Here is a 20,640-nt window from a genome sequence, read left to right as displayed (position 1 = left end):
CCCGGTTACCGCCGTGAAAGGGCGATGTCCTAGGCCTCTAGACGATAGGGACGTTTCAGAGGTGGGCGTATATTAGGTCGATTTAATAAAAGTGTCAAATAGTTTTCTGAAGAAATATTAAAAAAAACAGTCAAGCGCTTAAAAATAACTCAAATTGTAGAAAATATAGTCATTTATGGCTAATTTTTATTGAAAAGGTTCGATAATGGCTTTGATAACTTCGTGATGTTGTAAGTAACCCACAATTTCATGGGGCTGGTTAGCAAAAGTAAAAATCTCTTGATTAATGATGGGCGGGGTAAAATCAAAAGGTGCTTCACTTAACGGGAAAGCAGTTAAAAAATCATCTTTTGAGTAGAAATTATACCAATCACCATTGAGGCATTTTGGTCGTTCAATCGGAATGGGAAGTTTACTTTGGATCACCCGAAAAGAAAGTGGTGAAGCCAAGGTAACAAAGCGTTGTACTGAAAAATGATAAGCCGGATCTGATAACAAGTGAAATGCGATCACAGAGCCCAAAGAGTGTGCGACTACAATGCACTCTTCATCATCATGCATTTGTTTTAAAATTCTTTGGTGAACTTCGTACATAAAGTCAGGATTAGATAAATACATGTAAGTTTCAATCAAGAATTGTTGAATTAAACTCTCATGTAGTTTGGGAAAATTATTTAAAAGAACCACCATTTCTTTAAGAACACGATCTTTTACTAACTGTGAAGTCAGATATAAACGTTCTGATAAGCTTTCTACAGGTTGATCAGGAGAAAGGGGGAGATGGGGTACAAAAGGAGTATGCTCCTTAGGTGTAGAGGCTTGCTGGTTTAAATGGATAGGTAAGTGAAAGTTAAAAGATTTTGGAAGTAAGGTATTTAGGTCTAATTGATTGGATAATTGATATTTCGTCATTAAATCGCCATAAAATGGCATATGTATATGTAGATCTCTTAAATTAACTCTACAATGTAATTGTTTTAAGCCCAGTTTAAATACTTTTAGCCAATGCTCCTTTAAGCGATGTGCTGTGTAATTCTGCTGATTCATCCCATGGATAAATATAATTTTCATTGTAGGCAAAGAATTGTTTTTAATATAAATTTTAATCTACAACGGTAGATTCTATAAAGCCAGCATCTAGGCAAAAAAAAGTGTAGCTTTTTGCTACACTTTTTAATTACAAGCACTTAAGCTTTGTCGCGATAAAAAATAAAGTAACTTACATAGCATAAAGCAGTAAAAATTAAGCAACCTACAAAACCAGCTCGCATTTGAGGGTCAGCTGCCATACTTAAACAGGTAATAAAACAGAAAAGAAAACCTAAAATTGGAACGATAGGGAATAGTGGTGCAGCATATTTTAAATCTTTAACCGTATGTCCAGCTCGGTACCAGTGTCTACGGAAATTGAACTGACTTAAACAGATACTCATCCAGACAATAACCATGGTAAAAGCTGCAACACCGAGTAAGTTTTTAAAGATGGTTTCAGGTGCAAACTGTTCCGATAACAAACCTGGGATTGCGCCAAACATGGTAACAACCAGAGCCACAATAGGTGTTCCACTTTTTGAAAGTGTGGCAAATACACTTGGAAGTAGTTTTTGTTCTGATAAAGACCACATCATACGTGAAGCTGCATACAAACCTGAATTTGCAGCTGAGAGCAGTGCCGTAATAATTACAAAACGAATGATGTCATCAGCATATGGAATCCCGATGTAATTAAATACAGTAACGAAAGGACTACTACTTACACTTTCACTGCTTAAGCCTGCAAGCTGGAAAGGAAGTAATGCGCTAATCACAATAATGGTGCCTACAAAGAAGATAAGAAGACGCCAGATTGCAGCATTAATTGCTTTAGGGACGTTCTGTGCAGGATCTTTCGTTTCACCAGCAGCCACACCAATCAGTTCTGTTCCAGAGAACGCGAAATTCACAATCAGCATGGTCGTAAAGATAGGGAGGAAACCGTGTGGGAACCAGCCTTGGGCAGTTAAATTACTAAACAGAGGAGCAGTTTGAGCGCCATGAAAAGGAATTAAACCAAAAATAGCTAATAACCCAAGCACAATAAAGGCAATAACGGTAACGACCTTAACCAATGCTAGCCAGAACTCTGACTCGGCGAATACTCGAGTTGAACTAATATTTAGTCCAAAAATAGTCACTGCAAAAATAAGTGTCCAGATCCACATTGAAATTTGTGGAAACCATTCCTGCATAAGTAGAGCAGCAGCGGTAAACTCGGTTCCTAGCGTTGCTGTCCAAGTTAGCCAGTACATCCATGAAATCATGTAACCTGTACTTGGGCTAATGTACTTTTGCGCATATGCACCAAAAGAGCCAGAAACAGGCATGTGGACAGCCAGCTCGCCCAAACAGAGCATAACCATGTAAGCAATCGCACCCCCAAGAATGTAGGCAATAATTGCGCCAATAGGTCCAGTTTGTGAAATGACTTCCCCTGAACCTAAAAATAAACCAGTACCGATTGCTCCCCCTAGCGATAACATCACAAGGTGGCGAGTACTCATGGCTCTTTTTAAAGGTGCAGTACTGTTCTGATGCTGAGCATCTAGTTGATTGTCAGATGGCTGCATATTACATACACATTGAGAGAATTTGAGAAAGACGCTATTTTAGATAAAATAGACAAATGTGCAATCAAGAAGGTGTCAAAGAATAGACAGGAAGGTGATGAAAGAGTCTTTAAAATGAATTTTTCTAATAGAAAATGGCGTCCCTACGGGGATTCGAACCCCGGTTACCGCCGTGAAAGGGCGATGTCCTAGGCCTCTAGACGATAGGGACTTGATGAGGCAAACACAAAGGATCTTGGTGGAGCCAAGCGGGATCGAACCGCTGACCTCTACAATGCCATTGTAGCGCTCTACCAACTGAGCTATGGCCCCAGTTTGTGTGAGCGCAATATTAGGTTGAATGCGCTCACACGTCAACAAAAAAATGAATTAAGCTTCGCTAGTTGCTTCATTTTTCGGCAGTTTTAAGCTTTCATTGAGTTTTTCCCAGATTTTTACCTCTTTTTTGCTCGGTGCGCCTACAATTTCTAATGCATGTCGTAAACGAGCAAAGGTTAAATCAGGACCAATCGTAACCATTGATTGCATCACTGGTGTAGAACTGGTTGAGCCGGCAATTGCAATAAAGAACGCTGGCATAAAGTCACGTAATTTAATACCCATCTGATTTGCCAAGTCCATTAAGGTTTGGCTAACCGTGTCATTATTCCAAGTAAATTGACCTTCAAGACGCCAAATTGCAAATTGTAAGCTTTGACGAACTTGTTCTTGAGTCAATTTTTTACTTTCAAACATTTCGGCTGTAATTTGTGGCATATGATTAAAGTAGAAACCAGCCCAATTCACAGCTTCAGAAAGTAAATTAATACGTGGTTGAATAGCGGCAGCAATGTCTTCTAAAGTGCTGCGATCACTTTTCCAAGTAAGTAAACGGTCTAATAGTTGGCTTGGTGTTAAGCCTTTAATCCATTGGCCATTTAACCAATTGAGTTTTTCGACATCAAAAATCGGACCACCCAAAGATACACGTTGAATATCAAAGTGATCCATCATGTCTTGAAGAGTAAATACTTCACGCTCATCTGGCATTGACCAGCCCATACGGCCTAAATAGTTGAGTAAGGCTTCTGGTAGAACACCGATATCGCGGTAGTAGTTAATTGATGTTGGGTTTTTACGTTTAGATAATTTTGATTTATCTGGGTTACGTAATAATGGCATGTGGCAAAGCGTTGGCATTTCCCAACCAAAGTATTGGTAAAGCAACTGATGCTTCGGTGCAGATGGAAGCCATTCTTCACCACGTAATACATGTGTGATTTCCATTAAATGGTCATCAACTACGTTTGCTAAATGGTAAGTTGGTAAACCATCTGTTTTAAGAAGCACTTGCATGTCGACTTGTGCCCAAGGAATTTCTACTTCCCCGCGTAATAAGTCATTAAATTTACACACACCTTCTTCTGGTACTTTCATACGAATGACATGAGGTTCACCGGCTTCGAGGCGGCGAGTAACTTCTTCTTGAGAAAGCTTTAAGCCACGGCCATCGTATTTTGGTGTTTCACCACGTGCTTGCTGTTCAGCACGCATTTGATCTAGTTCTTCTGCTGTCGCGAAACAGTAAAAAGCATGACCTTTTTCAACAAGTTCTAACGCGTATTGCTTATAAATTCCCATGCGCTCTGATTGGCGATAAGGTGCGTGAGGACCACCCACATCTGGACCTTCAGACCAGTTTAAACCTAACCAACGTAAAGAATCTAAAATCATTTTTTCAGATTCTGGTGTAGAGCGAAGTTGGTCTGTATCTTCAATTCTTAAAATAAATTCCCCACCATGTTGTTTCGCAAAACACATGTTGAATAAGGCAATGTAGGCAGTACCAACATGAGGGAAACCAGTAGGAGAAGGTGCAATACGAGTACGAACTTTCATAGATAATGGGTCAAAATAAAAATTGAAACTATTATAACGAAAAAGCCCAGTATTCTGACGTTTTTATTTAACGGCAGACTGGGCTTAATTTGAAACGATGAGGGGCCGTTTCAAATATTAAGAAGTATGTGGCTGGAAGATTGCCTGAACAAAACGTGAAAAACGTTCATGCTGTGCAGCAAGAAAATTTTGAGTAGGTGTCACACGAATAGTGTTAAGTACTTTTAGCTCATCATCTGTAGATGGTAAGGCTATAGTATTGCGTTTTTGTTGGTCTAGCGCTTTTTCAATAAGCGAAGACTGACGGTCCGAAACGCTTTTGCTCGGTGTATCTTTGAGTGCTGCGGCAACAGATAATTGTGATGCAAAACTGAGCACCAAACCCAAACTCAAAGCTTTTCCATACTTAGTTTTCATTTTTTACTCATCCCCTCAGTACGTACATTTCGTCTATTTTTTGAGTTTAACCAAATGTAAAATTACGGTAACGCTACGATTCAAACATAAATTTTAATAAAAAAGTAGAACTATGTCACACTTTTTACAAAAAACACCTTTATTTCACCTTGGTATCTTTTAAATGTAGCCTATCTGTATCCATTACGTCTCATTATTTAACAAATTAATGTGTAGATAAAGTGAAGACTATAAATAAACTATAAGAATAATTACAAAACTTTTCTAAAATATGAATAAAAACTAAGCAGAAATTATATCGTTTAAAGTGATTAGTAAACCTTGAATTGTTATAAGTATTTGATGGAAAAATGAAAACATAAAAATATAGTATAGTTTAAAAATGAAATTGGTTTTTATAAATGAAAAGAATAGCAATAATTGCGGTCGCTACATATATGGGGTTAGCCGTAAGTGCAGTACAGGCTGCGACTACATTTTTAAATGTTTCTTATGATCCAACCCGTGAATTTTACCAAGAATATAATCAGGCTTTTGGAAAATTCTGGAAGCAACGTACAGGTCAAGACGTTGATTTTAAACAATCCCATGGTGGCTCTGGGAAACAGGCTCGAGCTGTAGCGACAGGCCTTCAAGCAGATGTGGTGACCTTGGCTTTAGCGAATGATATTGATGAAATTGTTAAAGCCGGATATATCCAGCCGAACTGGCAAAAAGAGTTTCCTAATAACTCGGCACCTTATACATCTACAGTTGTTTTTCTGGTTAGGAAAGGTAATCCAAAAAATATTCGTGACTGGAATGACTTAACTAAACCTGGCGTTGAAATTATTACGCCTAATCCGAAAACGGGGGGAGCACCACGCTGGATTTATCTTTCTGCATGGGGATATGCTTTAAAACAGCCAGGTGGAAATGATGCCAAAGCAAAAGAGCTGGTTAAAAAACTTTATCATAATGTCAAAGTGTTAGATTCTGGGGCACGTGGTTCGCTGACTACATTTGCTGAGCGCGGAATTGGAGATGTTCTACTCTCTTGGGAGAATGAAGCACTATTGGCAACTAAAGGGCTTGATAAAGATAAATATGAAATTGTTTATCCATCCATTTCAATTTTGGCAGAGCCTTCTGTTGCGATTGTAGATAAAACAGTCGACAAGGACGGTAACCGTACTTTAGCAAAAGGCTATCTTAACTTTTTATATTCACCTTTAGGACAAGAGTTGGCCGCTAAACATTACTTCCGACCACGTAATCCTCAGGTCGCTGCAAAATATGCAGCACAATTTCCAAAAATTAAATTATTTACGATTAATGATGTTTTTGGTGGGTGGGCAAAAGCTCAGCAAACTCACTTTGCCAATGGAGCCATCTTCGATCAGATTTATGAAGGGAAATAGTAAAGATAAATATAGCTAGAGTAGCCGTTTAAAAATTACTTAAACTTTTAATATTGAAGCAAGTGAACCTGGAAAGGTGAGCTTGCTTTTTTATTTTGCTTAAAAAATGCAAAGAAAACGGTTTTCTCTATGAAAAATTAATATTTTCCTACAAAAAGCCGTTTGGTGTTCATCATAAACAAGGTGATAATGTGCAGTTACATTTTTACGCTATGATTTAACTCCTATGTCGCATATTTCTGTCTTACTTTTTGAGACCGTTGAAAGCTTATTGGCAGATCGCACAACTGGGGTGTATATCGATGCAACCTTTGGACGAGGCGGGCATACGCGCTTATTATTGTCTAAACTCGATGAAAATGCTCGAGTATATGCCTTTGATAAAGACCCTCAAGCTCTGGAAGTTGCGGCTGCTTTAGCACAAGAAGACCCAAGATTTACCATTATTCATGCAAGTTTTGCTGAAATTAAAGAAAAAATGCAGGAAATTGGGGTGCAAAGTGTCGATGGAATTATGGCAGACTTAGGTGTGTCTTCTCCTCAATTAGATCAAGCTGAACGCGGCTTTAGTTTTATGCAAGATGGTCCTTTGGACATGCGTATGGATAACTCTAAAGGATTGACGGCTGCCGAGTGGTTGCTTGAAATTGAAGAGGAGCAGTTGGCGAATATCATTTATCAATATGGTGAAGAACGATATAGTCGACGTATTGCTAAAGCAATTAAACAGGCTGGAAAATTAGATACGACAGCACAATTGGCTGAACTTGTAAAAACAGCCCATCCAAAATGGGAAAAACATAAGCATCCGGCTACGCGTACTTTTCAGGCAATTCGTATTGCTATTAACAAAGAACTAGATGATATTGAAGTGTTTTTGCCGCAAGCTGTAGACTTGCTTAAACCAAAAGGACGTTTGTCTGTGATCAGCTTCCATTCGCTTGAAGACCGGTTGATCAAACAGTTTATTCAAAAAGAATCAACGCTTGCTGAGGACTCTGGTTGGGGCATGCCTCAACAACAAGTTGATACCAGAAGATTAAAGAAAATTTCACGGGTTCGTGCGAGTGAAGAAGAAGTAAAAGCGAACCCACGTTCACGTAGTGCATGGCTTCGGGTTGCTGAACGCTTGGAACAAAAAGGCGCGTAATGAAAAGCAGTGATGAAATCGAAACCACAGAAAATAAAGTGGTCAAAAAAGTTGTGATATATACAGTCATGGTGGCATTGGTTTTCATCAGTGCCATGATGGTGGTATTACAGGTATTTGAATACCGTCATGATTATAGAGAGTTAAGCTCTTATATGCGTGAACGTGACGACCTCAATGCTGAATGGGGACGTTTATTGATTGAGCAACAAACATTTGGTGCGACTGCTCAAATTGGTACGCGTGCTGTGACACAATTACGAATGTTTTCGCCACCGGCTGCAGAAACGGTGGTAATTTCTTTACCGATGACCTCAGAGCAAAATAAGTAAGGCCTTGCTGTATGGTAGATAAGCGAACAAAGCAAACACGAAAAAAACAGCAGTCTATTTCGGAAAAACCAAGTCTTGCCTTTGATATGTGGCGGTTTTATCTGCTCTGGGCAGTGGTGCTCCTGTGTTTTGTGGTATTAATTGCACGTGCATTTTACGTTCAAATTATTAATAAGGACTTTTTACAAAATAAGGCCAATGCCAATATTTTGCGTACTGAACGTGTAGAAGCCATGCGTGGTGTGATTAGTGATCGTCACGGTGTACCTTTAGCGATTAGTAGTCCAATCATGAAAATTGTGATGGACCCACGTGATTATTTTGAAACCAAACATTTATACGATCAAATTACGGCTGAACTAAAACAAGATCCGAAAAATCGTAAATTAAAACGCCAGTTACCAGATAAAAATTTAAACCTTGATGAGCTTGCCGATGTGGTCGGTGTTGACCGCGCTGATCTTAAAAAACAGATGAATGCACGTCCGCGTTCTCGCTATTTGGTTTTGAAAAAAGAAGTTCCACCGCAACAAGCCGACCTCATTATGAAAGGTAACTTCCAAGGGGTCTACGCAGAAAAAACTTATAAACGTTATTATCCGCAACCACAGCCAAATGCTCAAATTATTGGCTTGACCAACAGTGAGGGTCAGGGGGTTGAAGGCTTGGAAATGCAGTTGAATAAACAACTTTCCGGTGTAGATGGCGAACAAAAAATTATTCGTGATAAGCGCGGTAACCGTTTAAAAGTTTCTGAAGTAATCCGTGAGGGTGAGCCGGGTGAGAATATCACTTTAAGTATCGACTCTCGCTTACAGTACATTATGTACCGTGAATTGACGGCTGCTGGTGTCGCGAATAATGCACGTTCAGCAACGGCTATTGCGGTTGATGTTAAAACGGGTGAAATTTTGGCTATGACCAGTTGGCCATCTTATAACCCGAATGATAAGAATGGCTTGTCTAATAAAGATGCTATGCGTAACCGTGGTGCGATCGATATGTTCGAGCCAGGTTCAACCATGAAGCCATTCACAATTTCTGCTGCTTTAGAAACAGGTCAATACACACCAAATACCATTGTAAATACCTCACCTGGTTCAATGCGTTTAGGTTGGCATACCATTCGTGATACCCATAACTACGGGACTTTGACCGTAACAGGTGTCATTATTAAGTCTTCAAACGTGGGTTCTGCAAAAATTGCATTATCACTTCCAAAAGAGACATTGCCGACTTTCTTTAATCGTGTTGGTTTTGGTAAGCGTTCTGCTGTGAAGTTCCCAGGGGAAAGTTCTGGTTTAGTACTTCCTGTAAGTAAATTAAACTCTTCTCAAATTGGTACTATGGCTTATGGTTATGGTCTAAACGCAACTATTCTTCAATTGGCTCAAGGCTATGCCATGCTTGCAAATCATGGCGTAAAAATGCCATTAAGCTTGCATAAATTAGATCAGGCACCTAAGGGTGAGCAGGTTCTTAATCCGAAAATTGCTGATCAAGTCTTGTTAATGCTTGAGCAAGTGACTATGCCGGGTGGTACAGCGACACAAGCCAATATTCCAGGCTATCGAGTAGGTGGTAAAACAGGTACCGCTCATAAATTGCGTGCTGATGGTAAGGGTTACTCAAATAGTGAATATCGTGCTTTATTTGCCGGTGTTGCACCAATCAGTGATCCGCGTTTAGCTGTTATTGTGGTTGTGGAAAATCCACAAGGTCGTTATTACGGTGGTTTGGTTGCTGCCCCAGTTTTTGCTCGTATTATGCAAGAGTCGCTACGTTTAATGAACGTACCGCTTGATAAGCCACTTAATACTCCACAGAATCCTACTCGCAGGTAAGCTATGACTGTTTCTTTTCAAGAAATTAATCCAATCGAGATTGATGCACAATGGCCTCACCAGCCATTTCATGGCTTTGGTTTAGATAGTCGTAAAATCGAAACAGGCCAAATTTTTATTGCTTTGACCAGTTATAGCCAACCTGAAAAAACACGTACATTTGCTGAAGCAGCTTTAGCAAATGGAGCGCTTGCCGTAATTAGTGAAACCGAATTAGGTGTGGCAAATGAGTGGGTATGTCCTGATGTGCGCCAGCGCATGGGTGAGTGGCAAAAATGTTATTTACAACAGACTGATACAGTTAAACCATTACGGATTATTGCTGTAACAGGGACAAATGGTAAAACGACTATTTCTCGCTTAATTGCTGAGTTAATTAGTTCACAACATCAGCGCTGTGCAGTGATGGGGACGACTGGTAATGGTATTTTACCGGACTTGACACCTTCTACGCATACCACTCTTGATGCTCTACAATTACAAAATGAATTACATGCTTATGCTAAGCAGGGTGCAACTTTTGCTTCTTTAGAAGCGAGTTCACATGGTCTTGAGCAGGGCCGACTAAATGGTTGTGATATTGAAATTGCTGTCTATAGTAATTTAAGTCGTGACCACCTCGACTATCATGGCACCCTAGAAGCTTATGCAGAAGCAAAGGCTCGTTTGTTCCAGTTTAATTCGTTAAAAGTTGCTGTGATTAATCTAGATGATGCTCATGCAGATTTAATGATTAAGTCTGCACAGAATAATCCTGCACAACCTAAAATTTTGACTTATTCGCTTACTCAAAATACAGCTGATTATTACATTACCGATTTAAGTTATAGCTTGGCAGGTGCAACCTTTAATTTGATGGGGCTGCAAGGTTCATTTGCGGTAGAAAGTCCGCTATTAGGTCATTTCAATGTTGAAAATTTGATTGCTGCACTCATAGCTGCTGAGCAAGCTGGTTTCGATTTACAAGCATTAGTTGATTTTGTTCCTAAACTAGTTGGTGCCCCAGGCCGAATGCAAGTCATTCGTGATGATGAGCGACTATTTGTAGTCGATTATGCTCATACGCCAGATGCATTGATTCAAGTGCTTAAAACATTAAAGCGTCATGTTTCTAATGAGCTTTGGGCAGTATTTGGATGTGGTGGTGATCGTGATCGTGGTAAGCGTCCACTCATGACCCAAGCTGCTTTAGATGGCGCAAATCCGGTTATTTTGACTTCAGATAACCCAAGAACAGAAGACCCTGAACAGATTTTTGCTGACATGAAGCAAGGAATCGATTTTTCAGGGCATCGTATGCATGAAATTCATGACCGACGTGAAGCCATTAAATTTGTTGCAGAGCAAGCTCAAGCTGGTGACATTGTGGTGATTGCCGGTAAAGGACATGAAAATTATCAAGAAATTAATGGTGTGCGTCACTGGTTTGATGATGTGGTTGAAGTGCGTTCTGCGATTGATGCACAACATCATACGGTAGATGCTGCTTACCCTGCACAATAGGAAAAATTATGCATACTTCAACCACCAGTACCGTGCCTTTGGAACCGTGGACAGCTCAACAATTACAACAGGCAACGCAGGGTTACTGGCATAAAGACCAGATCCCTCAAACTGAAATTAAACGTATTTTGACTGACTCACGTCATGCAGAAAGTGGGGACGCCTTTTTAGCACTAAAAGGTGAGCGTTTCGATGCACATGATTTCGTTGCACAAGTTGCAGCAAATGGTTGTCAAATCGCTATTGTTGAACGTCCATTAGATGTTGATATTGCTCAGCTTGTGGTTGCTGATACTCGTTTGGCTTTGGGGCAATTAGGTGCTTATCGCCGCGAACAAAATGCTCAATTGAAAGTGATTGCTTTAACAGGCAGTAGTGGCAAAACCACCACCAAAGAAATGCTAGGAAGCATACTGTCTCGTTTAGCACCCACACTCATTACCCGAGGCAACTTAAATAATGACCTAGGCGTGCCGATGATGCTGCTCGAGCTTCGTAAGGAACATCAGTATGCAGTGATGGAACTTGGCGCAAGTCATCAAGGTGAAATTGATTACACATCAAAACTTGTTCAGCCACACGTCGCTGGCATTTTAAATATTGGAACTGCTCATTTGGGTGAGTTCGGCGGGCGTGATGGCATTTGTCGTGCTAAATCGGAAATTTATCGTCATATTTTGCCTCAGGGCGTTGCTATTGTTCCGCAACAAGATGACTTCACTACCGAGATTCGTGAAGCAGCGAAAGATCATCAAATCTCTACCTTTGGTACAGGTGGTGACGTCTTTGCTACAGATATTGAATTATTGCCACAGTCTGTCAATTTTCAGTTACATACGCCTCAAGGTTCTAGCTTTGTAAGATTGCCATTTGCTGGTGAGCATAATGTACAAAATGCAACGGCAGCCGTAGCGTTTGCTCTAGCGCTAGGGATTAGCTTAGAAGATATTGTAAAAGGTTTAGAGCAAGCGCAAGGTGCGAAAGGTCGTTTGAACTTTATTCAAAAAGCGCCTTACTTGTTTATTGATGACACTTATAACGCTAATCCAACGTCCATGCGTGCTGCGGCACAAGTATTACTTCAACAAAATGGCATTAAAGTCATGGTGATGGGGGATATTGGCGAGTTAGGCGATAGCAGTTGGCAAGAACATCACGATTTAGGTCGCGACCTCGCCGAGCTTCCTTTAGACCATATTATTGCAGTGGGGCAGTTTGCCTCAGCAGCTCTCGAAGGTGCAGGCCTTCATTCTAATAAATTGAAAGCATTTCAGACTCAAGCTGAGGCGCTTCCATTTTTAATCAATCTAATCCAAACACATCAACCACAGTCCATGAGTTTCCTGTTTAAAGGTTCTCGCTTTACTCATATGGAAACGTTGATGGCTGATTTGATGGAGAAACTTTAAATGCTGTTATGGTTGTTTGAACACCTTGCGGGCTATCACAGTTCGTTTCAGGTCGTTCGTTATTTAACATTACGTTCTTTACTCAGTGTATTAACCTCACTGACCATTGGTTTGGTTCTCGGGCCGATCATGATTCGTAAATTACAGGCGTTAAAATACGGTCAGGCAGTAAGTTCATTTGCTCCTGAAAATCATGCTAAAAAAATGGGTACACCGACGATGGGTGGGATCTTAATCCTACTTTCAATCGGTATTAGTACTTTGTTATGGGCTGATTTATCTAACCCTTATGTTTGGATTGTGCTTGGTGTAATGGTTGTATTCGGCGCAGTTGGCTGGGCAGATGACTGGATTAAAATTCGCTATAAAGACAATGCTGGTTTACCTGCTCGTAAGAAGTTCTTCTGGACTTCTATTGCGTCACTCGGTGCTGGTATTGCCTTATATTTAATTGCAACTGAACAATCTAATGCAGAACACACTGCAAATATGCTGGATTTATTGATTCCTTTCTTTAAGAATCTTTCTATTCCACTTTCTATTGTTCCTTTAGGTTTGGCATTTATTGTATTCACTTATTTAGTGATTAACGGTGCGTCTAATGCAGTTAACTTAACTGACGGTTTAGATGGTTTAGCTATTATGCCAGTCGTTATGGTTGCTTCTGGTTTAGGCGTATTTGCTTACTTATCTGGCGATATCCGTTTTGCTAATTATTTGCATATTCCATATGTTAAATATACTTCAGAACTGGTTGTAATCTGTTCTGCCATGATTGGTGCGGGTTTGGCATTTCTTTGGTATAACGCCCATCCAGCTCAAGTCTTTATGGGTGATGTGGGTGCTTTAGCTCTAGGCGCAATGCTTGGAACAATTGCCGTTATGGTACGCCAAGAAATCGTATTTGCGATTATGGGTGGTGTTTTTGTGATGGAGGCTGTATCGGTCTTCCTGCAAATCGGGTCGTTGCGAATGCGGAATAAGCGCGTATTTTTGATGGCACCATTGCATCATCACTATGAAAAACAAGGCTGGAAAGAAACCCAAGTGGTTATCCGGTTCTGGATTATTACGATTATGCTAGTTGTTTTAGGCCTAATGACCTTAAAATTGCGCTAGAACTTATTTTGGTGTCAATATAAAGCCAGTTTCTACTGGCTTTTTTTATTGGAGAGGTAAATGACAAAGGTTGTTGGGCTAGACCAATTATATGTAATTAACCAAAAAGTGGTTAGTGATGGGGAAGTGTTACCTCAAGTTGTACTTAAAGATGGTAGTCAGGTACAAACTGGAACAGTAGCGACGATGCTGCATAACATTGATTTGTATAATGCGGGGCAAAGAGGCCAAATTGAAGAGGAATTAAAAATTGCGATTCCGACTTTAATTAAAATTGGTTTATTTGATTTGTTTGAGGTAAATGAATGGATTAATGGAACAAATGCGGGCCGTACTTTTGTTGGTACGCAAGCAAAGGCTTATTTACAACAAAAAGAACAAGAGAATAATTAGAAGTGACTATGCAAAATTTAATGTGTCCCGTGTGTCGACAGAGACTCGAATTAGTAAGTAAAACTTGGCGATGTGATCAGGGTCATAGTTATGACATTGCAAAACAAGGTTATGTGAACTTACACGTTGTACAGCATAAACACAGTAAAAATCCGGGGGATACTCCCGAGTCTGTAGATGCGCGCCGTGCCTTTTTACAAGGTGGCTATTATCAACCTTTACAGCAAGCTGTAGTTGATTTACTGAAACAGCTTAAAGCCAAAGCTGTACTTGATATTGGTTGTGGCGAGGGCTATTACACCAGTGCAATGCAGCATGTTGTTGAGCAGTGTATAGGCGTAGATATTGCAAAAAATGCAGTACAACGTGCAGCAAAGTTAAATGACAAAGTGACTTGGGTCGTGGGTACAGGAGCAACTTTACCTGTAATCGATCAGAGTATGGATGTGTGTACCAGTCTTTTTAGCCCGATTCCGCAAGCAGAAATTTTACGTGTACTAAAAGATGATGGATATTTAATTGTTGTCACACCTGCAACTGAACATTTATATGCGATGCGTGAAGCACTGTTTGAGCAGGTCAATCCGCACACACCGCAAAAGTTTGTTGAACAACTGCAAGATTTATTTGAGTTGAAAGAACAGCAAGTTATAGATGCTCCTTTATTACTTGACCAACAAGCTTTAAAGAGTCTGATTGCTATGACCCCGTATGCATATAAGGCCTCTCCAGAGCGTCGCATGCAATTAGAACAACAATCGCAACTGCAAGTAACAGCATCATTTCAAATATATCTTTTCCAAAAGCGTAATAAAAAAGCCATCTAACGATGGCTTTTTTATTTTTACTCAATTTGGTTAATCAAGTTTTCTAATTCATCTTTGTCACGCCTCGGCGCTGCTCCTTGTGAAGGCTTCATTGCTGGAGGTGCTGCTTTAGATGGAATTACAATTTCCTCACCAGGTAAATCATCAAAGTCATTATTGGTGTTCGCTTTCGGTTGTGGCGGTGCAGGACGATAGAGTGGACGTGCTAATGGCGGTGCAGCACGATATGTTTTCTTATCTGTTACTTCAGTAACGACAGCTTGTTTGTCACGAGAAATCGGCGCCTGAGCATCTTTATCTAAACTCACCCAAGCTGCTGGAGTACCTTTTAGGGATTGGTCCATAAAGTTAATCCAGATTGGCAATGCCGCAATACCGCCATACTCGCGACGACCAAGAGTCGTCGGTTGGTCAAAGCCGACCCATGTAATCGCAACTAACTTGCCATTAAAGCCCGCAAACCATGCATCTTTTGCATCGTTCGTTGTACCTGTTTTACCACCTAAGTCACTACGACCAATTTTAAGCGCAGCACGACCTGTACCATGCTCAATTACATCACGTAAGATATTTGCCATATCATAAGCTGAGCTTGATTTTAAAATACGCTGTGCTTGACGATATTGACTATTGTTTTTATCGGTCTGCTTGAGGTTAAGCTGTTTAGCTGCCTTTTCTTTCTGCTCTAACTCTTTATTGGTAACTTCAACAACTTGATCATCTGGTGTAGTTGTCTGCGCATCACCTTTTGTTTCAGGGGCATTAATACATGGAATACATGCATATTCTGGTTTAGCTTCGTAAATAACTTTGCCGTATGCATCCTCAATACGTTGGATGAAATGTGGTTGAACACGGTAACCACCGTTTGCAAACGTTGCATAACCTGTTGCCATTTGAATTGGTAATACTTGTGGTGTACCTAGAGCAATGGTGTAGTTACGTGGAATTTGATCTTCTTGTAAACCAAAATCCATGAATAACTGGCGAGTACGTTCAATCCCTACTGTTTGTAAAAGTCTTACTGATACGGTATTACGCGACAAATACAAAGCACGACGTAAGGGGATCATACCTAGATAACGGCCATCAGAATTCTTCGGTGTCCATTTACCAATGGTAATTGGACTATCGTTGACCATGCTGTAAGGAGTCATACCACGCTCTAATGCTAAAGCATAGAGGAATGGCTTGATGGTAGAACCAGGCTGACGCCAGCCTTGTAAAGCACGGTTAAATTTTGATTGATAGAAATTATAACCACCAACAATGGCTTCAATTGAGCCATCATTTGGGTTAATTGCAATAAGTTGGCCTTGAACTTTTGGTACTTGCACTAACGACCATGCAGTCTTGGCATCATTTGGTCGTAAACGAACAATATCTTTCACTTTAACAATTTGAGATGCACGTGAAGGTGCTCCACCTACACTATTCGCATTGCGATAGGGACGTGCCCATGACATGCCAGACCATTGCACAGTAACTGTTGAGCCATCTTGCATTAATGCTTCAAAAGAGTTGTTATTTACCTTGGTGACTTCCGCAGGGTAGGTATTGGCATAAGCTCTAAATTGGCTTAATGGTTTGTCATGTGCTTCAGCTCCACGCCAGCCATGACGACGGTCATAAGCTTCTAAGCCATCTTGTACAGATTTCTCAGCAATAGCCTGACGTTGGGCATTAATAGTTGTATAAACTTTATAGCCTGAGTCAATTGCTTGTTCACCAAAGTGTTTTACAAGCTCTGAACGAACCATTTCACCTGCATATGGGTGAATATTATTTAGGTCGCGGTTAGGCATGTTCAAGTTAATCGGTTCTGCAACAGCCTTTTGATATTCTGCTTGAGAAATATAACCGAGCTGCAACATACGTCCTAAAATCCAGTTACGGCGTTCAAGTGCGCGCTCTGGGTTAACAACTGGGTTGTATTTAGACGGTGCTTTCGGTAAGCCAGAAATCATAGCCATTTGAGCAATGCTAAGCTTATTGATACTCTTGTTATAGTAAATTTTTGCAGCAGCTGCGATACCGTAAGCATTTTTACCCAAGAAAATCTTATTGACATAAAGACTTAAGATGTCCTCTTTGGATAAGTTTTGCTCAATTTTTCGAGCCAAAAAGATTTCTGTTAGTTTGCGTTTTAATGTTCTTTCTGGACTTAAATAATAGTTCTTTGCAACCTGCATGGTGATGGTCGAACCACCTGTTTGCACATCAGAACCAGTCACACTTTCACTTAAAGCACGACCTAAACCTTTAAAGCTAATGCCACTGTGTTCAAAGAAAGAAGAATCTTCTGCTGCTAGGAAGGCATGAATAAAAGTAGGAGGAATTTGTTTGTATTCAACCGGAATAGAAAGTTTGCCACCGTACTCAGCAATAAGTTGGTTGTCGGCTGTATAGACTTGCAATGGCTTTAAAAGCGGTGCTTTTTTTAGTGAACTCATTTCCGGGAGGGTTGGGGCAATATAGAGATACATGCCATAAAATCCCATTGGAAGTGAGACTAAGATAATAATAATGATCAAAAAAATTGGACGCACGAAGCCCAAACTGGATAGCTTTTTCATGATAAGTAAGCTTTAATAAGATCGAATACAAACTAATTGTGGTCAGTATAGCCTTTAGACATGCGGATTGTTAGATGAGATATTGTATCCGTGTAAAAATAAAGACCGAGATTATTGGTTTGTAATTTTTTTTGGGGATAAAAAAATAATAGGACAATAGTGTGCTCAGGTTATATCGTAAACCTAATAAGGGGTTAATGGGCGTCGATATTAGTTCGACTTCTGTTAAGTTGTTAGAGCTCTCTGTCAAGAACGGTAAATATTGGGTGGAAAGCTATGCTTTGATGCCTTTACCTGAAAACAGTGTAGTTGAAAAAAATATCTTAAATCCAGAAGCAGTGGCAGAGGCTTTGGAACGGGCGATGAATTTAGCAAATCCCCAGACCAAAAATGCTGCAATTGCTGTTCCGACATCGACGGTTATTCATAAAACCATCGAAATGGATGCAGATATGAGCGATGACGAACGTGAAGTTCAGATTCGTGTGGATGCGGAGCAGTACATACCGTTCCCGTTGGATGAGGTGAGCCTTGATTTTGAGGTTTTGCCTGATCGTCTTTCAAATCCAAATCGTGTAAATGTTCTTTTGGTCGCAACAAGAACTGAAAACGTTGAAACACGCGTTGAAGTCCTTGAATTGGCAGATTTGAATCCTAAATTGGCAGATGTCGAGAGTTATGCGGTCGAACGTGCTTTTAGTGTGTTTGCTGATAGCTTACCGATGGGCGCAAATACGATAGGGATTTTAGATATTGGCCATACCATGACGACATTATCTGTCATGCAAAGCGGCAAGATTATTTATACCCGTGAGCAGGTCTTTGGGGGCAAGCAACTTACGCTTGAAATTCAAAGTCGTTATGGTTTGTCTTTAGAAGAAGCAAGCCGCGCGAAAAAAGATCGCACTTTACCAGATGACTATGAAATTGAAGTACTAGATCCGTTTCTAGATGCTGTAGTTCAGCAGGCAGCTCGCTCTTTACAATTTTTCTTTTCTTCATCCCAATTCAATGAAATTGATCATATTTTACTAGCTGGTGGTAATGCCAATATTCCAGGCCTCGCCAAGCTTTTGCAGCAAAAATTAGGTTACCGAGTCACTATTGCCAATCCATTTTTACAAATGGGCTTTTCTCCTCAAGTCGACGTTCAAAAAATTGAAAATGATGCTTCATCTTTAATGGTGGCGTGTGGCTTGGCTTTAAGGAGTTTTGATTAATGGCAACAATTAACTTACTACCTTGGCGTGAAGAGCTGAGGGAGCAACGAAAAAAACAATTTATAACTTTATGCTTTGGGGTGGTTGTTTTGGGGATTACAACCGTATTTGGGGGATGGTTCTATTTTGATCATAAACTAGATGATCAAACGCAGGCAAACCAACTTATTACAAGTACAAATCAAAACCTTGATCAGCAATTAAAAGCATTAAACGGTTTACAAGAACAGCGTGATGCCATTATTGAGCGCATGAAGTTGATTCAAGATTTGCAGGGTCAACGTCCAGTAGTGGTGCGACTAGTTGATGAACTCGTTCGAGTCACGCCACCAGCAATGTATCTTACTAAATTTAGCCGAACCGGGGATAAATTTACAATAGAGGGTAAGGCTGAAAGTCCAAATACGGTAGCTGAATTACTCCGTAATCTTGAAGCATCTCCTTGGTATCGTAATGCTTTTATGAGCTCTTTCTTGGCGACTGAAGATAAAAAAGATAAGACTGCGAGTTCTCTTCTTCCTAGAGTAGAAGATCATTATGGCAGTTTTGTTGTGACTGTCGATTTGGGGGAAATGGGCGTGACCACAACGAATAAGGATGCTGATAAGCCAGCCGTAGCTAAAGACACGGGGGCAGCCAAATGAGTCAAGATGAACTTCAAGAATTATCATTAGAGCAATCAGCTTCAAAGAAAAAGAAATTCAATTTAGATAAATTCCTTCAGCAATTTAATACGCTGGATATGAACAACTATGGTAGTTGGCCAATATCTGTAAAAATTACTTGCTGGATTTTTATTTTCTTTGTTGTGTTAGCTTTGGGATATTTTGTTGCTATTCAACCCAAGCTACAAGCAATTGGCAATGCTCAAGCTCAGGAAAGTAATTTATTAAATGAATTTCGAGAAAAAGACTCGAAATTACGTAACCTTCAACAGTATCAAGTACAACTTCAAGAGATGCAGGCAAATTTCAACCAGCAATTAGAACAGTTGCCGAAAGAAACAGAGATTCCAAGTTTAGTTGAAGATATTAACTTAACTGGTGTGAACTCTGGATTGAAATTTAAAAATATCCGCTTAGAAAATGAAGTGAAGCAAGAAATTTTTATCGAACAACCTATCGCAATTGAGGCTACAGGGGACTATCACGCATTTGGAGCTTTCGTAAGTAGTATTGCTGCTTTACCGCGTATTGTAACCATGCACGATTTTACTGTTGATGCATCCCCAGCCAAAGATAGTAAGTCGGATATTCCTGTACTGAATTATTCTATTAAAGCGAAAACCTATCGATATGTAGAAGCAACAGATACACCGACACAATCGGCCCAGGCTCCAGCAGCCTCTGCATCTACTAGCACTTCTGCTCAGCCGAAATAGGAGAGTGATGATGAAAATTAAGCAAATTACTCTTTATGTTTTGGCTTGTGCTGCCCTTGTGGGATGTGATTCAAGAATCGATGCTGTGAACCAGCAAATGGCAAGTATCCGTAACCAGCCACCGTTACCTATTGAACCAGCACCGATTTTTACCCCTGTACCACAATTTAATTATGCTGCTCATCAATTGAAAAGCCCATTTATGCCAAGCTCGCTGGCTGCTGAACTCAAGATTATGGCTGGAAAACGGGTTTATCCAAATTTCTCACGTACGCCACAGCCATTAGAAAGTTATGCACTTGAAGCTTTAAATATGAAAGGAAGCATGCGTAATAATCGTGGTCAAATATTGGCTTTAATCCAAACACCAGATCATCAAATTGAACGGGTACAAGTGGGTAATTATATGGGTATGAATCAGGGCCGTATTACTCATATTAGCCCGACCCAGATTGATTTGGTTGAGATCGTACCAGATGGTCGAGAAGGCTATGTCGAGAGACCGAGAACATTGGTCTTGATTGGGCCAGCACCCTAAAACTTAGGGAATAACAACGAAAAAGTATTTTTAAAGATTATTTAATT

The 20,640-nt window shown here is 40.2% G+C and carries 18 protein-coding genes and 2 tRNA genes; 13 read left to right on the top strand and 7 right to left on the bottom strand.

Translation table 11 applies throughout. The annotated features are described in order from the left end of the window. Window positions 1-186: 186 nt before the first annotated feature. From RMA95_RS05415 to RMA95_RS05390, 6 genes are all read right to left on the bottom strand, one after another. A complete protein-coding gene (locus RMA95_RS05415; RefSeq protein ID WP_311069813.1) occupies window positions 187-1,071 on the bottom strand; it encodes a hypothetical protein in 885 nt (294 codons plus the stop codon). 116 nt (window positions 1,072-1,187) lie between these two features. Beyond that, on the bottom strand, window positions 1,188-2,606 hold the full coding sequence (locus tag RMA95_RS05410; protein ID WP_311069812.1) for an amino acid permease: 1,419 nt from the start codon (window positions 2,604-2,606) through the stop codon (window positions 1,188-1,190). A gap of 135 nt (window positions 2,607-2,741) precedes the next feature. Then, a tRNA-Glu gene (locus RMA95_RS05405) sits at window positions 2,742-2,817 on the bottom strand. Window positions 2,818-2,842: 25 nt separating this feature from the next. After that, window positions 2,843-2,918, bottom strand: a tRNA-Ala gene (locus RMA95_RS05400). 57 nt (window positions 2,919-2,975) lie between these two features. Further along, window positions 2,976-4,484, bottom strand: coding sequence for a glutamate--tRNA ligase (gltX, locus tag RMA95_RS05395; RefSeq protein WP_240287612.1), 1,509 nt, complete (start codon window positions 4,482-4,484; stop codon window positions 2,976-2,978). 117 nt (window positions 4,485-4,601) lie between these two features. After that, window positions 4,602-4,901: a hypothetical protein gene (locus RMA95_RS05390; protein ID WP_031956437.1), complete on the bottom strand. Its 300-nt coding sequence runs from the start codon at window positions 4,899-4,901 to the stop codon at window positions 4,602-4,604. 401 nt (window positions 4,902-5,302) lie between these two features. Here RMA95_RS05390 and RMA95_RS05385 point away from each other — a divergent pair, with 401 nt between their 5' ends. The 9 genes from RMA95_RS05385 (at window position 5,303) to RMA95_RS05345 (ending at window position 14,878) form a co-directional block, all read left to right on the top strand. After that, entirely contained in the window at window positions 5,303-6,301 is a 999-nt protein-coding gene (locus RMA95_RS05385) for a sulfate ABC transporter substrate-binding protein (RefSeq protein ID WP_263614743.1), read from the top strand. A gap of 226 nt (window positions 6,302-6,527) precedes the next feature. Beyond that, window positions 6,528-7,451: a 16S rRNA (cytosine(1402)-N(4))-methyltransferase RsmH gene (gene rsmH, locus RMA95_RS05380; RefSeq protein ID WP_032027507.1), complete on the top strand. Its 924-nt coding sequence runs from the start codon at window positions 6,528-6,530 to the stop codon at window positions 7,449-7,451. Continuing rightward, entirely contained in the window at window positions 7,451-7,783 is a 333-nt protein-coding gene (locus tag RMA95_RS05375; RefSeq protein ID WP_002051754.1) for a cell division protein FtsL, read from the top strand. Before rsmH ends, RMA95_RS05375 begins: the two co-directional genes overlap by 1 nt. Before the next feature lie 11 nt (window positions 7,784-7,794). Further along, complete coding sequence (gene ftsI, locus RMA95_RS05370; protein ID WP_263614742.1) at window positions 7,795-9,627, top strand: penicillin-binding protein PBP3; 1,833 nt, start codon at window positions 7,795-7,797, stop codon at window positions 9,625-9,627. 3 nt (window positions 9,628-9,630) lie between these two features. Next, the gene (locus RMA95_RS05365) at window positions 9,631-11,130 is read left to right on the top strand and encodes a UDP-N-acetylmuramoyl-L-alanyl-D-glutamate--2,6-diaminopimelate ligase (RefSeq protein ID WP_311069811.1); all 1,500 of its coding nucleotides are present in this window, start codon (window positions 9,631-9,633) and stop codon (window positions 11,128-11,130) included. Between the two features lie 8 nt (window positions 11,131-11,138). Continuing rightward, entirely contained in the window at window positions 11,139-12,539 is a 1,401-nt protein-coding gene (gene murF / locus RMA95_RS05360) for a UDP-N-acetylmuramoyl-tripeptide--D-alanyl-D-alanine ligase (protein ID WP_311069810.1), read from the top strand. Further along, window positions 12,540-13,658, top strand: coding sequence for a phospho-N-acetylmuramoyl-pentapeptide-transferase (gene mraY / locus RMA95_RS05355; protein WP_263614739.1), 1,119 nt, complete (start codon window positions 12,540-12,542; stop codon window positions 13,656-13,658). A 60-nt stretch (window positions 13,659-13,718) separates the two neighbouring features. Then, a complete protein-coding gene (locus RMA95_RS05350) occupies window positions 13,719-14,051 on the top strand; it encodes a hypothetical protein (protein ID WP_311069809.1) in 333 nt (110 codons plus the stop codon). A 2-nt stretch (window positions 14,052-14,053) separates the two neighbouring features. Continuing rightward, a complete protein-coding gene (locus RMA95_RS05345) occupies window positions 14,054-14,878 on the top strand; it encodes a putative RNA methyltransferase (protein ID WP_311069808.1) in 825 nt (274 codons plus the stop codon). 17 nt (window positions 14,879-14,895) lie between these two features. Here the strand turns inward: RMA95_RS05345 and ponA are convergent, their stop codons facing one another. After that, window positions 14,896-17,454 (bottom strand): penicillin-binding protein PBP1a, encoded by a 2,559-nt coding sequence (gene ponA, locus RMA95_RS05340; protein ID WP_311069807.1) that lies wholly within the window; start codon window positions 17,452-17,454, stop codon window positions 14,896-14,898. A gap of 161 nt (window positions 17,455-17,615) precedes the next feature. Between ponA and RMA95_RS05335 the strand changes: the two genes are divergently transcribed. The 4 genes from RMA95_RS05335 to RMA95_RS05320 are packed head-to-tail and all read left to right on the top strand — an operon-like array spanning window position 17,616 to window position 20,593. Further along, window positions 17,616-18,674 (top strand): pilus assembly protein PilM, encoded by a 1,059-nt coding sequence (locus RMA95_RS05335; protein ID WP_311069806.1) that lies wholly within the window; start codon window positions 17,616-17,618, stop codon window positions 18,672-18,674. Beyond that, complete coding sequence (locus RMA95_RS05330; RefSeq protein ID WP_031956429.1) at window positions 18,674-19,318, top strand: PilN domain-containing protein; 645 nt, start codon at window positions 18,674-18,676, stop codon at window positions 19,316-19,318. Before RMA95_RS05335 ends, RMA95_RS05330 begins: the two co-directional genes overlap by 1 nt. Beyond that, the gene (locus tag RMA95_RS05325) at window positions 19,315-20,055 is read left to right on the top strand and encodes a type 4a pilus biogenesis protein PilO (RefSeq protein WP_311069805.1); all 741 of its coding nucleotides are present in this window, start codon (window positions 19,315-19,317) and stop codon (window positions 20,053-20,055) included. The genes RMA95_RS05330 and RMA95_RS05325 overlap by 4 nt, the downstream gene beginning before the upstream one ends. A gap of 10 nt (window positions 20,056-20,065) precedes the next feature. Beyond that, window positions 20,066-20,593 (top strand): pilus assembly protein PilP, encoded by a 528-nt coding sequence (locus RMA95_RS05320; RefSeq protein WP_031956424.1) that lies wholly within the window; start codon window positions 20,066-20,068, stop codon window positions 20,591-20,593. Window positions 20,594-20,640: the final 47 nt, after the last annotated feature.

Origin of the sequence: Acinetobacter sp. V110_1 (genome assembly GCF_031798975.1) — a bacterium.
Classification (GTDB): Bacteria; Pseudomonadota; Gammaproteobacteria; order Pseudomonadales; family Moraxellaceae; genus Acinetobacter; species Acinetobacter nosocomialis_A.
This window is presented reverse-complemented; position numbering and strand designations above follow the sequence as displayed.